Here is a 14,793-nt window from a genome sequence, read left to right as displayed (position 1 = left end):
GCGGGACGCGCCGGATGGCACCGAGGATGAGCCCGCGGACGCGGGCTCCCAAAACAAAAATCGTCAGCCCGGAATTACGGCCTGCGCCGTACCGCCGTCGCCTTCGGGGGCGGCGATGATGTCGCGGGTGACGGTGCCCTTGGCGACGGTGTTGGTGTCTTCCGAACCCACAGAGGAGCGGATGCCCGGTTCGGCCGCACCGGCCCGGTCGAGCGCGCTGGTTTCCACCGCGCTACGGTCTGCCGGTCCGCCGAAGAGCGCTTCGAGCGTCTGTTCGGCAGCGGTGCCTTCGGCCGGGCGCGGGGCGCCGGCGGCCGGGGGCGTGAGGTTGAAATCGGGCGGTACCACCAGCGGCGCCTGGCGCTGCACGGCGAATTCATCGGGGCGTTCGCGGTTCAGGAAACCGCCGCCGCCGCAGGCCGCCAGCAGGCTCGAGGTCGCGCCGAGAAGGGCGATACGGGTAAGGGTATTCATCAATTGCTCTCCGCGGCGTCTGCCGGTTTGCCGTGCATGAGGTCGTCGACCTCTTCGGTATCCTTGTCGCGCATGAAGAAGGCGCGGGCAAGAATTATCAGGACGCCGATGGTGATCGCGGCATCGGCGATGTTGAAGATCAGGAAGGGGCGGAATTCCCCGATGTGGAAATCGGCATAGTCGATGACATAGCCGAGTTCGTAGCGGTCCTTGATATTGCCCAGCGCCCCGCCGAGGATCATCGACAGGCCCAGGATATCGCCCCAGGCCTTTTCGCGGAACATCCAGATGGTGACCACCAGCGCGATCAGCGCGGTCACGCCCACCAGTATATAGCGCGATTCCATGCTGTCGGCCTCGAACAGGCCCATCGACACGCCGAAATTCTGCGTCCAGCGCAAATCGAAGAAGGGCAGCAGGTCGATCACGCCCTTCTGGCGCAGCTGCAAGGGCACGACCATCAGCCATTTGACCCACTGGTCGAGGGCATAGATCGCAAAGGCGAACAGCACGCCGAAAAGGCGCAGGCGCAGCAGCGGGTTCATGTCAGGCAGCATCCATCTGGGCGACGACATCCTCGCAGCGATCGCACAGCGCCCCGTCCTCGGAAACCGAGGGCAGCAGGCGCCAGCAACGGCCGCATTTGTTTTCGTCTGTACGGGTAACGGACACCTCGCCCACCTGCCCGCGCGTCACTGACGCGGTGATGAACAGCTCGGCAAGATCGTCGTCGGTAAAGCCTTCGGGCACGGCATCGGCCGGCACCGTCACATCCGCTTCCAGGCTCGAACGGATGGTCTTGTCGCGGCGCAGCGGCTCGATCGCCTCGGTCACGCGCTCGCGCAGATCGCGCAGCTTGTCCCAGCGCGCGCCATCGGCCGAAACGCCGGGGACCGCGGGCCATTCGAGCAGATGGACGCTGCCACCTTCGGGATAGCGCGTGGTCCACACCTCTTCGGCAGTGAACACCAGCACCGGCGCGGCATAGCGCACCAGCGAATGGAACAGCAGGTCCAGCACGGTGCGATAGGCGTTGCGGCGGGTCGAATCCGGGCCATCGCAATAGAGCGTGTCCTTGCGGATATCGAAATAGAAGGCCGACAGGTCCTCGTTGCAGAAATCGACCAGCAGGCGCGTGTAGGTGTTGAAGTCATACGCTTCGAGCGCGGCCTTCAGCTTACCGTCGAGATCGGCGAGCAGCGCGAGGACATAGACTTCCAGCTCGGGAACTTCGCCCATATCGCCCATGTCGCCGACAAACCCGTCGAGCGCGCCGAGGAGATAGCGGAACGTGTTGCGCAGGCGCCGGTACTGGTCGCCCACGCCTTTCAGGATTTCATCGCCGATGCGGTGATCTTCGGTGAAATCGACGCTCAGCGCCCACAGGCGGATGATGTCGGCGCCATACTGTTCCATGACCTTGAGTGGGTCGATGGTGTTGCCGAGGCTCTTCGACATCTTCTTGCCGTCGCTCGCCATGGTGAAACCGTGGGTCAGCACCGCGTCATAGGGCGCGCGGCCGCGCGTGGCGGAACTTTCGAGGAGCGAGGACTGGAACCAGCCGCGATGCTGGTCGCTGCCTTCCAGATAAAGGTCGGCGGGCCAGCGCATTTCGGGCCAGCGGCCGCTTTCCAGCGTAAAGGCATGGGTGCAGCCCGAATCGAACCACACGTCGAGAATGTCGCTGACCATCTCGAATTCGGCAGGATCGTGATCCGCGCCCAGGAACTCTTCCTTGCGGCTTTCCACCCAGGCATCGACGCCCTGCTGCTTCACTGCCTCGATCACGCGGGCATTGACGGCGGCATCCTGTAGATAGCTGCCGTCCTTGCGCACGAACAATGTGATCGGCACGCCCCAGGCGCGCTGGCGCGACAGCACCCAGTCGGGGCGGCCCTCGACCATCGACCCGATGCGGCGGCGGCCCTTTTCGGGATAGAATTTGACCCGCTCGATTTCGCGCATGGCGATCTGCCTGAGCGTGTCCCCACCAGCCGTTCGGGCTGAGCTTGTCGAAGCCCCGTCCTTTTCTTGTGGCGCTGCGTCAGAAGTGAAGTGCGGCCCTTCGACAGGCTCAGGGCGAACGGGCTGGGAGGTTCCCCCAAGATCCCTGTCCATCGGCACGAACCATTGCGGCGTGCAGCGATAGATGACCTTGGCTTTCGAACGCCAGCTATGCGGATAGGAATGCTGGTAATCGTCGCTGGCGGAAAGCAGCGCGCCCGCTTCGCGCAGATCTGTACAGATCGGGCCGTCGGGGGCGTTAAACTGCTTGTTGATTACCGCGCGGCGGCGTTCGTCGCCGTCCTTGTTAAGGTCATTGGCGCCCAGCCACGGCCAGTCGTCGCGATAGCGCCCGTCGCCCATGACGGCGAATTGCGGTTCGATGCCGTTGGCGCGGCACAGCAGGAAGTCGTCCTCGCCGTGATCGGGCGACATGTGGACGAGGCCCGTACCGCTGTCGGTGGTGACGAAATCGCCTGCGAGGAGAGGACGCGGCTTGGCGTAGAACCCGCCGAGACGGTGCATCGGGTGGCGCGCTACGGTTCCGGCGAGCTCGGAGCCTTTGTATTCGGCAATGACACTGACCTTCAGCTTCTCAAGATCATCGCCTTCGATGTCTTTTCCACTTTTCTCAAGTCGGTCGACAAATTGTGAGAGCAGTTGCTTGGCGATGAGGAAGTAGCTGCCATAGGGCGGATATTCGCCACGTGTTCCCCATAAGGCGACAACTTTCACATACTCAATTTCCGGCCCATAGGCCAAAGCCTGGTTCACCGGGATCGTCCACGGCGTGGTCGTCCAGATCACCGCATTCGTGCCGACCAGGTCCGGAATCGGGCTTTCCGTGATCTCGAATGCCACGTCGATCTGAGTCGAGGTGATGTCCTCGTATTCGACCTCGGCCTCGGCCAGCGCGGTTTCTTCGACCGGCGACCACATCACCGGCTTCGATCCGCGGTAGAGATTGCCGGCCTCGGCGAACTTCATCAGCTCGGCAACGATAGTGGCCTCGCTCTCGAACTGCATGGTGAGGTACGGATTGTCGAAATCCGCCATCAGGCCGAGGCGCTTGAGCTGTTCGCGCTGCACATCGACCCAATGCGCGGCATAGTCGCGGCATTCCTGGCGGAATTCGGCCGCTGGGACGGACTTCTTGTCCTTCTTCTTCTTGCGGTACTTTTCCTCGACCTTCCATTCGATCGGCAGGCCGTGGCAGTCCCAGCCCGGCACGAAGGGCGCGTCCTTGCCCAGCAGCGTCTGCGAACGCACCACCATGTCCTTCAGGATACGGTTCAGCGCGTGGCCGATATGCATGTCGCCATTGGCATAGGGCGGGCCGTCGTGGAGGATGAATTTCTCGCGGCCGCCGCGCTCCTCGCGCAGCTGTTCGTACAGCTTTTCTTCCTGCCAGCGCGCAAGGATCTTCGGTTCCTTCTGCGGAAGCCCGGCTTTCATGGGGAAATCGGTCTTGGGAAGGAAGACCGTGTCCCGGTAATCGCGGCTGGTGTCGTTGCTATCGGCCATAGGCTGCGCGCCTTAGCCGCTTGCGCGCCCCGTGCAAATACTCGTCATTGCGAGGATGCGGGGGAGGGGTGGGCGACAAGCCCCAAAACCCGAGTCATTGCGAGGAGCCGCAGGCGAAGCGGCAATCCATCCCTCACCACCGGTCGCAACGTCTCACGATGGATTGCTTCGCTCCGCTCGCAATGACGTACGGAGAAATGTAAAGCCCGGCAAACCGTCAGCCCAGCAACCGCCGCGCCTCGTCGCAATCCTTCTCCATTTGCGCGGTCAGCGCGTCGAGGCTGTCGAACTTCGCCTCGCCGCGCAGGAAGTGGTGGAAGGCCACCTCGATCTCCTGTCCGTACAGATCGCCGGAGAAATCGAAGAAATAGGGCTCGAGCAATTCCTTGGGCGGTTCGAACTGCGGGCGCACCCCGATATTGGCCGCGCCCTTCAGCACCTGCCCGGTCGCCAGGAGGCGCCCCGTCACGGCATAGATCCCGTACTTGGGCCGCAGATAGCTCTCGATCGACAGATTGGCCGTGGGATAGCCGATCGTGCGGCCGCGCTTGTCGCCATGCTCGACCACGCCGCGGATGGCGAAGGGGCGGGTGAGCAGCCGGGCCGCCTCCTGCGGCTCGCCTTCGCGCAGCGCCTCGCGCACCCGGCTGGAGGAGACGGGCCTGCCGCCATCCATCACCGGGTCGACCGTGCGGACCTCCAGCGGCGATTCGCGCAATCTGGCCACATCGCCTGCCGCGCCCTTTCCGAACCGGAAATCGTCGCCGGTTACGACGCCGCTGGCGCCCATTCGGTCGATCAAGATCCGATCAAGAAAGTGTTCGGCCGTAGTTTCGGACAGTTTCTGGTCGAAATGGAAGACCAGCATCGCCGTGGCGCCGGCCGCCAGATAAAGCTCCTGGCGCTGCTCCAGCGTGGTCAGGCGGAAGGGCGGGACCTCGGGTTTGAAGTGGCGCACGGGGTGCGGATCGAAGGTGGCGATGATGCTCGGCCGCCCGGTTTCCCGTGCCCAATCAATGGCTTCCTGCGCCACCGCCTGGTGCCCGAGGTGGAAGCCGTCGAAATTGCCCAGCGCGATGATCGCCCCGCGCAGCGATTGCGGCAGGGGCTCGCGGTGATCGAGAAACCTCACGCCGCACTCTCTCCCACCCTGGTATAGGTCAGGAAGGAATAAGAGGGCCTCTCACCCTCCGCCGCGAAGTCCTCCCGCCCGCAAATTTCCCATTCGGGGCCGAGCGGGGGCATGAACACGTCGCCGTCGAAATCGCGATGGATTTCAGTGAGTTCGACCTTGCTGGCGAGCGGCATGAAGACATCGAAAATGGCCGCGCCGCCGATCACGGCCACGTCGCCATCGCCCGCTTTCGCCAGCGCTTCCTCGACCGAACGGACCACGTCGGCGCCCGTCGAATCCCACCGCTCGCGCCGGGTCAGCACGATATGGCGGCGGCCGGGCAGCAGGCCGGGCAGGCTCTCGAACGTCTTGCGCCCCATGATCATCGGCCGTCCCTGCCGGTCCGCGCCCATGGTAAGTGCCTTGAATCGCTTGAGATCGGCGGGAAGGTGCCAGGGCAGGCGGCCCTCCTTGCCGATCGCGCCATTGGCGGCGCGGGCATAGATCAGGAACAGGCTCATAGGCCGGCGTCGTGGGTAATCAGCGTCGCATGGCCCATCTTGCGGCCTTCGCTGGCCTCCGCCTTGCCGTAATCATGCAGATGCAGCCGCGCATCGCCCAGCGCGGCATGGGCGTTCTCGATATCGTTGCCGAGGATATTGCGCATTTCGACCTGCGCGGCGGTGGTCCGAGTATCCCCGAGGGGCAGGCCCGCGACGGCGCGGATATGGTTCTCGAACTGGCTGGTGGCCGCGCCCTCGATCGTCCAATGGCCCGAATTGTGCACCCGGGGCGCCATCTCGTTGAAGATGGGGCCTTCGTGGGTGGCGAAGAATTCCAGCGTCAGCACGCCGACATAGTTCAGGGCATCGGCAACCTTGCGAGCAAGCTCGCGCGCTTCGGCGATCTGCGCCGCGATCGGCTCGCCGGCGGGAAAATGCGACGCGGCCAGGATACCGCCGCGGTGTTCGTTGCGGGTCGAATCCCAGAAGCGGGTCTCGCCGTCCTGGCTGCGCACGAGGATGACCGAGAACTCGGCCTCGAACTCGACGAAAGCTTCGTAGATACAGGGCGTTTCCGGCACGTTGAGCGCCTCTGCCTCGCGCCCGTTGGCAATGCGCCATTGGCCCTTGCCGTCGTACCCGTCGCGGCGGGTCTTGAGGATGCCGGGCGCACCCAGCCTGTCCGCAGCGGCGATCAGGTCATAGCTTGAATCGACCTTGGCATAGGCTGCAGGCCTGCCGCCGAGTTCCTCGATAAAGCGCTTCTCGTCCAGCCGGTCCTGCGCCGTTTCCAGCGCTTTCGGGTCGGGGAAGATCGCCGGACCCGCGATGCCGCGCGCGGTGGCGACCGGCACATTCTCGAATTCCCAAGTCACCACATCGCAGCGGGCGGCAAAAGCGGCGAGGGCGGCCTCGTCGTCCCAGGCAGCGGTGACGAAATCCTCCGCCACATCGCCCATGACATTGTCGCCATCGGGGGCATAGCCGATCACGCGATAACCCAGCTGTGCGGCGCTGGTTGCCATCATCCGGCCGAGCTGGCCGCCGCCCAGAATTCCGATCGTGGACCCTCGCTTCAGCATCAGTCGGCGGGCCTTTCGGTGACGGCTTCGCTGCGTGCCTGGCGCCAGTCCTTTAGACGCTGCTTGAGCTCCTCATCGCCATTGGCAAGGATCGCGGCAGCCATCAGGCCGGCATTGGTCGCGCCGGCTTCGCCGATGGCCAGCGTGCCCACCGGCACTCCGGCAGGCATCTGAACGATTGAGAGCAGGCTGTCCTGGCCCGAAAGCGCCCGCGATTTCACCGGCACGCCCAGCACCGGCACATGAGTCAGTGCCGCGATCATGCCCGGCAGATGCGCGGCGCCCCCGGCACCGGCGATGATCACGTGAAATCCGTCCGCCTCGGCAGCCTTGGCGAAATCATACATCCGGTCGGGCGTGCGATGCGCCGACACGATACGGACATCGGTTGCCACGCCCAGTTCGTCCAGCACATCGGCGGTGCATTTCATGGTCGACCAGTCGGACTGGCTGCCCATGACGATGGCGACTTTTACCTCCCCCGCAGCCATCTTACGCGTCCTTCAGGTAATAGCGCTCTCCGGCCACCTGCGTGCCGTCGAATTCATAGATGATCGGCTGTCCGGTCGGGATTTCGAGGCCGGTGATGTCGTCGTCGGAGATGTTCGACAGATGCTTCACCAACGCACGCAGGCTGTTGCCATGGGCTGAGATAATGACCGTCTCGCCCTTACCCAGCAGCGGAAGAATTGCCTCCTCCCAATAGGGCAGAACGCGCTCAATCGTGAGCTTCAGGCTCTCGGTCATCGGCACGTCGATCCCGGCGTAGCGCGGATCGTCCGACAGGTCGAATTCGCTGCCGCGCTCCATCTCGGGCGGCGGCACGTCAAAGCTGCGGCGCCAGATATGGACCTGCTCGTCGCCGTGCTTCTCGCGGGTCTGCTGCTTGTCGAGGCCGGTAAGGCCGCCGTAATGCCGTTCGTTGAGATGCCAGTCGCGCGTCACCGGGATCCACAGCCGGTCGCATTCCTCCAGTGCCAGGTTCAGCGTCTTGATGGCGCGTTTCTGGAGCGAGGTGAAGGCGGTGGTGGGCAGGACGCCCCTGGCTTTCATCAGCTCTCCGGCGGCGCGGGCCTCGGCCTCGCCCTTTTCCGTGAGGTCGACATCCCACCAGCCGGTGAAACGATTGGCGAGGTTCCACTCGCTCTGGCCGTGGCGAACGAGGATCAGCTTCGACATGTTGGCTCCGGATTTCTTTAGGAGGGCCGTGCGTTAGCGGCCCGCATCATCGTTGGAAACCCCACCTTCTTCCGATTCGCGCAATTCGCGCGTCTGGGTTTTCCTGCGACGCAGGTTCTCACGAAGTTTCGCGGCGAGGCGTTCCTCGCGTGTCATCTTGTCGTTTGCAGCGCTCATGGCGCACTCCTCTTGCGAAAATCGCATCTGGCCGCAAGCGAAGGTTGACTTATGGCTCGCTTCTGCCAATAGCGCCCGCCTCCACCCCGCGACGGATTTCCCCGCGGCGACATGTGCTGCTGTAGCTCAGTGGTAGAGCGCACCCTTGGTAAGGGTGAGGCCGGGAGTTCAATCCTCCCCAGCAGCACCATCTCCCGGCATTATCGTGATGCCGAAAAAAGGGGCCGGCGCGGAGCCGACCCCAGTGGGGGCTTGAAGCCGATAACTGTCAGAAGTGGAAGCCGGCTCCTGCTGCGACGCCTCCCTTGCCGTGGGTATCGATCGTACCTCTTACGTTGAATGACATTTTGCCGTCTCCGGTGAGGCCGGAATAGCCGAAGCCGAAGGCCGTTTCGCCGCGATAATGGCCAACCCCGCCGCCGATCGTCGACTTGCTCGGATCGACCGACTGCGGAATGGCCGACATGGCCATGGCTGCGGCCGTGCCGGCGAACGCGTCATCGCGCAGATCGGCGAGGTCGAAGGTAAGATCGGCCACCCGCATATCGGTATAGGCCATGGCTTCCATAACGCGGGTATCGGTATAGCCCATCGAGGTGGCCATGACGTCGGCGAGACCGGCCTGAAGTTGGCCGATATTGGCAGCGTCGTTGGCCAGCGTGCCGTTGGCGACATTGTGCAACACCACCGGGGCGGAGAAGTCTGCCCCTACCAGGGCGACATCATTGGTGATCGTGCCGCCATTGCTGACGTTGGGATTGTCGGGATCCGAATATTGCACTGCCACCACGGTGCTGCCCTGCAGATTGTTGCGGACAGTGGTGATATCCGAAGCGTTCTGAGCAACCTGCCCATTCGTCTCGAACAGTTGGCTGCCGTTCACCGCATCGGTGGACGTGGCCGTCAGCGCTCCGGCCGCCACATTGGTCACCCGCGCGGCTCCGCCACTGGCAGACTGGAAGGCGACAGTATCGGTCGGCGTTGCACTCGGGGTCGTTCCATCAGCATCGGACACATAGGTTACCGGCACATTGGCCAACTGCGCCTGTATGCTGACTATACTGCCTTCGTTGACTGTCACCCGACTGTCGATGCTGGAGATATTTCCCTCCGCAGTCGTAACGCGGGTGTCGAGGTTGGTAATGTCCCCCTCATTTGTCGTGACGCGACCGTCGAGGCTGGCGATGTCCCCCTCATTGACCGTGACACGGCCATCCAGATTGGCGATGTCTCCCTCATTGGTTGTCACACGCCCGTCGAGATTGGCGATATCGGTTTCGTTGGTGGTGACGCGACCGTCGAGGTTTGCAATGTCGGTCTCGTTTGTGGTTACCCTGCCATCGAGGGTGGCGATGTCTGCCTCGTTGGTAGTCACCCTTCCGTCGAGGGCTGCGATATCATTTTCGTTCTGCGTAATTCTGGTGTCGAAACCTCCTGTAGTCACCTGAAGAGCTGCGATGTCGGCGGTATTGGTGGCGATATCGACTTCATTCTGAGTCACGCGTGTGTCCAGAGCGCCCACAGCCTGATTCGTCGCGAAGAGCTGCGCTCCGTTTACAGCGTCCGTCGAGGTCGCATTCAGCGCCCCGGGTGCGACATTGGTTACGATCGTACCGTCCGCGCCACCAAGCGTGATGGTACCTTGGCTGGCGTCGTCATACTGAACGCCTAGAGCCTGCAGGTCTGCGATATCGGTTTCGTTGGTAGTGACCCGACCGTCCAGAGACGCAATGTCGCTTTCATTCGTGGTTACTCGGCCATCAAGCGAAGCAATGTCGGCGTCATTGGCGGTCACCCTGCCATCGAGGGCGCTGATGTCGCCGGCATTCGCCGCGACGTCTTGATTGGTAGCAAATAGCTGCGAGCCGTTTACGGCATCGCTCGACGTAGCGGACAGCGCTCCATCAGCGACGTTTGTGACGGTAGTGCCGCCTGCGCCGGCCAATGTTACAGATGTCTGCCCAGCACCATCGTATTGGACGGAATTGCCCGTCGCGGCGGCAATGGCTGTATCCACCTGGCCCACGGTTGCCGCATCGGTTGGTGCGGTGCCCGCTGCGACATTGGTGATCTGGCGCTCGGCGCCCGCTGCCCCGACCGAAACGGTGTTGGCGCGGTCGGCAACGGAATCGGCACCCAGCGCAACACTGTTCGGCGCGGTGACGAAGGCATTCGTGCCGAGCGCAATGGCGCCAGTCGCTCCCGCCGCGGTGCTGGCGTTATTGCCGAAAGCGATGGCATCCAGTTCTCCGGCCGAAGCGGCCTGTCCATTTGCGCCGAGACCCGAAATCTGATTGCCACCGATCTGGATGCCGGATTGGGTGTTCAACGTATAGGCGTCGGCGGCCAGGTTACACTCGCCGGCGCCCAGCACCGTGCCGCTGGAATCTACCAGTTGCACGCTGACCGGATTACCGGCCACGGCGTCATCGACGATTGTCGTGACGTCGATATTCAGGTCGGCGAGAGTTCCCAACGTTACCGGCAGCGCACTGTCGACCACGGCAAGAATGTCCAGCACCCCGTTAACGGTGCCTTGGATCGGCGTGACGATCGGTTGGTTCACCGCGCCCAGCAAATTTGTCAGCTGCGATTCGTTCAAACTCAACCCGGTGCAGACGTCCGCCACGGGAGCAAGAGCCTGGGCGTGAGCCTCGTTTTCAAGTCCCGGCAATGTGAAAGCGCTGGTTGCTACAGTGGCAAGAGCAGCGATCCTGAGAGCGCCGATGCCCGACGCTCTACCTGTTTTGGAATTCATCATTGTTCAGCCTCTCTTCGTTGTATTGGCGCCGGTGATCTGTGCCGGGGCAGTGGCGTGCCCGGACAGCTCGTGCGGCCACGAAGACGGCGCCTTTGGGTCTTCGTGGGGAAGGCGGGAGCGGAGAAAGGCTGTCAGCACCTTCTCGAGCGAATGCAGGGAAGCGGTGTCGGGCAGGCTGTTGGCGGCATCTTCCAAAAAGACCGCGATGCCAATCGGTGCGCGCGAACCGAAATAGGATAAGCGTACGCAAATCCAGTCGCCGGAAATCATGATCGAATTCAGCGGGTGCAGCGGGCGTGGGGGAGACGCCAGGGACACTTCTGTTTCCAGCTTTTCGACGTAGTCGGAGAATGCTCCGTCGAGCCGGTTATCGACCCAGTCCAGCACCTGCGGACCGCCTGAGCCGAGCGCAACCAAGGCGGAAAACGGCGAGCCGTAGATCTGGCGGGAAAGGTGGAGGAAGCGGAGCCATACCGGTCGTTCCCGGGCGTGGGCAGGCGTCCGGTAATAGAAGTCGCCGAAAGACGTGCGGCGAGCTCGCTGCTGGCGTGACGGGAGCGCATTCCGCATCGGCATTCCGGCCTCCTCTTGCCCGTGGTGAGCTTCGAAGCTGTCGGAAAATTGGATGTACCGGAATGCCGCAATTCAACGGCAAATCGCTGGAGTTACGGTGGAATTACGGGCGCATCTGGGAGCCGCGTACAAGCCGCCCAGAATTCCTACGAATGGAGGAGCCGGGCGGCTTGCGCTTTGACCAGCGCAGCGGAAAATGATGGCACTTTGAGCTTCTGCAGGATCCGGGACCGGTACATTTCGACGGTGCGCGGGCTGAGGCCGAGTTTGTAGGCCGCGATCTTGCTGCTCTCGCCATCTTTCGACGCGCGCAGCACCGACAGCTCTCGCTTGGTCAGTTTTCCGAACAGCTGAAGGTTCTTCGCATCCTCGCGCTTCTCGGCGACGCGTTCCTCCAGGCGCAACTGCGCCCGGGTTATGGCATCGAGCAATTCAGCTCGCCGGTAGGGGAGCTCGAAAAAATCGAGCACGCCGGCCCGCATCGCAGCGACCGCATCGCAAACATCGCACGGCCCGCTCAGCAAGATGACCTCGTGGCGCTCCATGCATTCCTGCAGGAGTTCGCAATGAGCATGGCTTGCCTGAAGGTCCGGGAGATTCTTGTCGGCGACGATGCAACCCGGAGGAACCTTCCGGGATTTCCGGACGAAATTACGACCCGATTTGTACCATTCAACCTCGTGATCAGTGTCTTCCAAGAGCTGCTTCAGCGTCGCGCGGACAGATTCATCTGCCTCGACGATATAAATCCTCATTCCTATGCCTCAACCGCTTCTCTAAGCTTTAACTCGAAGCGACCCAGGGGAGGAACTTAACTTTATATAAGAGGAATGCAATATGTATAAACCCCTGATTAACCTAAATTAATCGCCAATATAAGGGGCACTACGTAGGTTTAAAGGGCGAGATTTTCGGTCGGGAATCGAGCGCGCCTAGGCGTCGGAAAGATCAAATCCTGATCACTTCGCGGACAAGGTGAATTGCAACTGCCTTTCCCGACCAGCCCCGTCGATCAAAGGCGTTGACGCGGCGGGTGTATTGCATATGCAAGGCGCATGGACGATAGCCACGATCTCACCCAGCTAGACCCGCGCTACAAATCGATGATGCGGCTGGTCTATTCCATTCCGGCCGTGCTGCTGGTGATCGCATCGACCATTGCGGAAGTCGCCATTCCCGGCTGGACCGGCGTGGTCTGGGTGCCCGGGCTATTGCTGGCCCTCTTTCTCGTCGTCTATCTGCCGATGCGCCGCTTCAGCACGCGCGGCTATTCGCTGGCCGAAGAGCAGCTGCGGGTGGTGCGCGGCGTGATGTTCCGTTCGGATACCGTGGTGCCGTTCGGCCGGGTCCAGCATATCGATGTCGATCGCGGGCCGCTCGAACGGATGTTCGGCCTCGCGACGGTGACGGTGCATACGGCAGGATCGCACAATGCCTCCGTCTCGCTGGGCGGGCTGGCGCATGAGGATGCGCTCGCCATGCGCGAGGAGATCCGGACCGCCATCCGGCGCGACACGCAATGACCGGCGAAGCGGCCGCCCCCCGGCGGACCAATCCGATGAGTTTCGCAGTGCGGGCGGTGGGTCTGCTGGCCCAGCTCGTCGTCCCGGTTGTATTGGGCGGTGTGGCGATCCTGAACCGCGAAGGGGATGCGGGATTTCTTGCCTTCGCCGTGCCGATACTGATAGTCGTCATCCTCCTCAACGTGCTTGTCGCCTATCTGCAATGGGCGCGCCTGACCTATACGATCGGCGAGAGCGATGTGCGGGTGGAAAGCGGCGTTCTGTCCCGGTCGGCGCGGTCGGTGCCCTATGACCGCATCCAGGATGTCAGCCTCGAACAGAAGCTGCTGCCGCGGCTGTTCGGCCTGGTCGAGGTCAAGTTCGAGACCGGCGCCGGCGGCGGGGACGATCTGACGCTGGCCTATCTGTCGGAAGCCGAGGGTGAGCGGCTGCGCGAACTCGTGCGCGACCGCAAGGACGATGAACCGGCGCGGGCCCCGGTCCTGTCCGGCGCTCCTTTCGTAGCGAGCGCGGAAATGCCCAAGGAAACGAAGCCGGCTCCGCAGGCCGAAACCGTCTTCGCCATGGATACGGGGCGCATCCTGACCTTCGGCCTATTCGAATTCTCGCTGGCCGTCGTCGCGGTCCTGTTCGGCGCCGCGCAGCAACTCGATTTCCTGCTCCCTTTCGATCCGTGGGACGTCGACGGCTGGCAGCAGCAGCTGGCGGGCCCCGGCCAGTGGCTCGCCGGTCTCGGGCCGGTGGCAAAGGCCGCCGGTATTGCACTGGCGATTGCCGCGCTGGTGCCGGTGGGAATTGCCACCGGGGTGATCCGCACCGCGTTGCGCGAATGGGATTTCCGGCTGGAGCGTACGCCCAAGGGATTGCGCCGCCGCCGCGGCCTGCTCACCCGCACCGATCTCGTCATGCCGCTGCACCGGGTGCAGGCTTTGCGCATGGAGACGGGCTTTATACGCAGGCGCTTCGGCTGGCATGCGCTCAAGATCGTCAGCCTCGCAAGCGACAGCGAAGGCGCGAATCACGATGCCGTGCCCTTCGGCACGCTGCCGGAAATCGATCGCGTGATCGGCCTGACGGGATTTCACCGGCCCGCAGAGGATGTGACATGGCTGCGGGCGACGCCGCGCTATTTTATCGATCGGGTCGTCGGCGCAGGCATCGCGCTCGCCATTCTCGCCATCGTGGCGGCAATCGCCGTGGAGGAACCGCTGTGGATCCTGCCGCTGCTGGCGATTGTACCCATTGCAGGGCTGGGATGGTGGCGCTGGAAGCGGGACCGCCGCGCGCTCGACCAAGATCAGGTCTACAACCGCATCGGCAGCCTTGCCCCTAAGCTTTCGATCGCGTCACGGGTAAAGCTGCAGTCGGTGGAAATCGCGCAGGGGCCGATTGCCCGCTGGCGCGGCTATGCCACGCTGCATCTCGGCCTGGCGGGGGGTAAATTCCGGATCAAAGGCGTACCGCTGGCGCAGGCCGAAGACTGGCGGGCGCATATTTGCCGCAGCATGGCGGGCACGGATTTCTCCCGCCTGCTCGATACCAAAGGCTCCGCTGCGGCCTAGGCGCGCAGGTCGGCATAATCCTTGTGGCGGTCGAACCAGCGTTCGACATAGGAACAGTCGGGCGCGATCTTGAAATCCTGTTCGCGCGCATCGGCGACGAGCGCCTTCACCAGTTCTTCGGCCACGCCCTTGCCGCGATGGCTGGGCGGCACGAAAGTGTGTGTCGCGTGGCGCACGCCGTTCCGGTCGGACCAGCTCAGCTCGGCCTTCTCCTCGCTACCGGGGAGCCTGGCGATGTATTCGCCCTGGCTGCCATTGGCGTGACGTTCGATTTCTACCTGACTTGTGCTCATAATCGTCTTTCTGTGGTTGTCGGT

At 63.1% G+C, this 14,793-nt stretch carries 15 protein-coding genes and 1 tRNA gene; 3 read left to right on the top strand and 13 right to left on the bottom strand.

Features of this window, described 5'->3' with window-relative positions; genetic code table 11:
• Positions 1 to 63: 63 nt before the first annotated feature.
• The 9 genes from K3175_RS12610 to K3175_RS12570 all read right to left on the bottom strand — a co-directional run bounded on the left by K3175_RS12610 (position 64) and on the right by K3175_RS12570 (position 8,057).
• Positions 64 to 474 carry a DUF3035 domain-containing protein gene (locus tag K3175_RS12610; RefSeq protein WP_221543722.1) on the bottom strand — a complete coding sequence of 137 codons (411 nt, stop codon included), beginning with the start codon at positions 472 to 474 and terminating at the stop codon, positions 64 to 66.
• Positions 474 to 1,049, bottom strand: a complete 576-nt coding sequence (gene lspA, locus K3175_RS12605) for a signal peptidase II (protein WP_404679408.1) — start codon at positions 1,047 to 1,049, stop codon at positions 474 to 476. The genes K3175_RS12610 and lspA overlap by 1 nt, the downstream gene beginning before the upstream one ends.
• Entirely contained in the window at positions 1,021 to 4,002 is a 2,982-nt protein-coding gene (gene ileS / locus K3175_RS12600; RefSeq protein ID WP_221543721.1) for an isoleucine--tRNA ligase, read from the bottom strand. The genes lspA and ileS overlap by 29 nt, the downstream gene beginning before the upstream one ends.
• A 217-nt stretch (positions 4,003 to 4,219) precedes the next feature.
• The gene (locus K3175_RS12595; RefSeq protein WP_221543720.1) at positions 4,220 to 5,134 is read right to left on the bottom strand and encodes a bifunctional riboflavin kinase/FAD synthetase; all 915 of its coding nucleotides are present in this window, start codon (positions 5,132 to 5,134) and stop codon (positions 4,220 to 4,222) included.
• Positions 5,131 to 5,637 (bottom strand): dihydrofolate reductase, encoded by a 507-nt coding sequence (locus K3175_RS12590; protein WP_221543719.1) that lies wholly within the window; start codon positions 5,635 to 5,637, stop codon positions 5,131 to 5,133. Before K3175_RS12590 ends, K3175_RS12595 begins: the two co-directional genes overlap by 4 nt.
• Positions 5,634 to 6,701, bottom strand: coding sequence for a 5-(carboxyamino)imidazole ribonucleotide synthase (locus K3175_RS12585; protein ID WP_221543718.1), 1,068 nt, complete (start codon positions 6,699 to 6,701; stop codon positions 5,634 to 5,636). The genes K3175_RS12590 and K3175_RS12585 overlap by 4 nt, the downstream gene beginning before the upstream one ends.
• Positions 6,701 to 7,192, bottom strand: coding sequence for a 5-(carboxyamino)imidazole ribonucleotide mutase (purE, locus tag K3175_RS12580; protein ID WP_221543717.1), 492 nt, complete (start codon positions 7,190 to 7,192; stop codon positions 6,701 to 6,703). Before purE ends, K3175_RS12585 begins: the two co-directional genes overlap by 1 nt.
• A gap of 1 nt (position 7,193) precedes the next feature.
• A complete protein-coding gene (gene gpmA / locus K3175_RS12575; RefSeq protein WP_221543716.1) occupies positions 7,194 to 7,880 on the bottom strand; it encodes a 2,3-diphosphoglycerate-dependent phosphoglycerate mutase in 687 nt (228 codons plus the stop codon).
• A gap of 33 nt (positions 7,881 to 7,913) precedes the next feature.
• Positions 7,914 to 8,057: a hypothetical protein gene (locus tag K3175_RS12570; protein ID WP_221543715.1), complete on the bottom strand. Its 144-nt coding sequence runs from the start codon at positions 8,055 to 8,057 to the stop codon at positions 7,914 to 7,916.
• Positions 8,058 to 8,172: 115 nt separating this feature from the next.
• Here K3175_RS12570 and K3175_RS12565 point away from each other — a divergent pair.
• Positions 8,173 to 8,247: transfer RNA gene (locus K3175_RS12565), tRNA-Thr, on the top strand.
• Positions 8,248 to 8,325: 78 nt separating this feature from the next.
• Here K3175_RS12565 and K3175_RS12560 read toward each other — a convergent pair.
• The 3 genes from K3175_RS12560 to K3175_RS12550 form a co-directional block, all read right to left on the bottom strand.
• On the bottom strand, positions 8,326 to 10,818 hold the full coding sequence (locus tag K3175_RS12560) for a YadA-like family protein (protein WP_221543714.1): 2,493 nt from the start codon (positions 10,816 to 10,818) through the stop codon (positions 8,326 to 8,328).
• A 3-nt stretch (positions 10,819 to 10,821) separates the two neighbouring features.
• Positions 10,822 to 11,394 carry a hypothetical protein gene (locus tag K3175_RS12555; protein WP_221543713.1) on the bottom strand — a complete coding sequence of 191 codons (573 nt, stop codon included), beginning with the start codon at positions 11,392 to 11,394 and terminating at the stop codon, positions 10,822 to 10,824.
• Between the two features lie 143 nt (positions 11,395 to 11,537).
• Complete coding sequence (locus K3175_RS12550) at positions 11,538 to 12,146, bottom strand: response regulator transcription factor (RefSeq protein WP_221543712.1); 609 nt, start codon at positions 12,144 to 12,146, stop codon at positions 11,538 to 11,540.
• Between the two features lie 300 nt (positions 12,147 to 12,446).
• Here K3175_RS12550 and K3175_RS12545 point away from each other — a divergent pair, with 300 nt between their 5' ends.
• Both K3175_RS12545 and K3175_RS12540 read left to right on the top strand, forming a co-directional pair.
• On the top strand, positions 12,447 to 12,914 hold the full coding sequence (locus tag K3175_RS12545) for a PH domain-containing protein (protein WP_221543711.1): 468 nt from the start codon (positions 12,447 to 12,449) through the stop codon (positions 12,912 to 12,914).
• Entirely contained in the window at positions 12,911 to 14,476 is a 1,566-nt protein-coding gene (locus K3175_RS12540; RefSeq protein WP_221543710.1) for a PH domain-containing protein, read from the top strand. The genes K3175_RS12545 and K3175_RS12540 overlap by 4 nt, the downstream gene beginning before the upstream one ends.
• Here the strand turns inward: K3175_RS12540 and K3175_RS12535 are convergent.
• Positions 14,473 to 14,769: a GNAT family N-acetyltransferase gene (locus tag K3175_RS12535; RefSeq protein ID WP_221543709.1), complete on the bottom strand. Its 297-nt coding sequence runs from the start codon at positions 14,767 to 14,769 to the stop codon at positions 14,473 to 14,475. The two genes, K3175_RS12540 and K3175_RS12535, sit on opposite strands and share 4 nt — an antisense overlap.
• Positions 14,770 to 14,793: the final 24 nt, after the last annotated feature.

The organism is Qipengyuania aestuarii, assembly GCF_019711535.1.
Lineage (GTDB): Bacteria > Pseudomonadota > Alphaproteobacteria > Sphingomonadales > Sphingomonadaceae > Qipengyuania > Qipengyuania aestuarii.
This window is presented reverse-complemented; position numbering and strand designations above follow the sequence as displayed.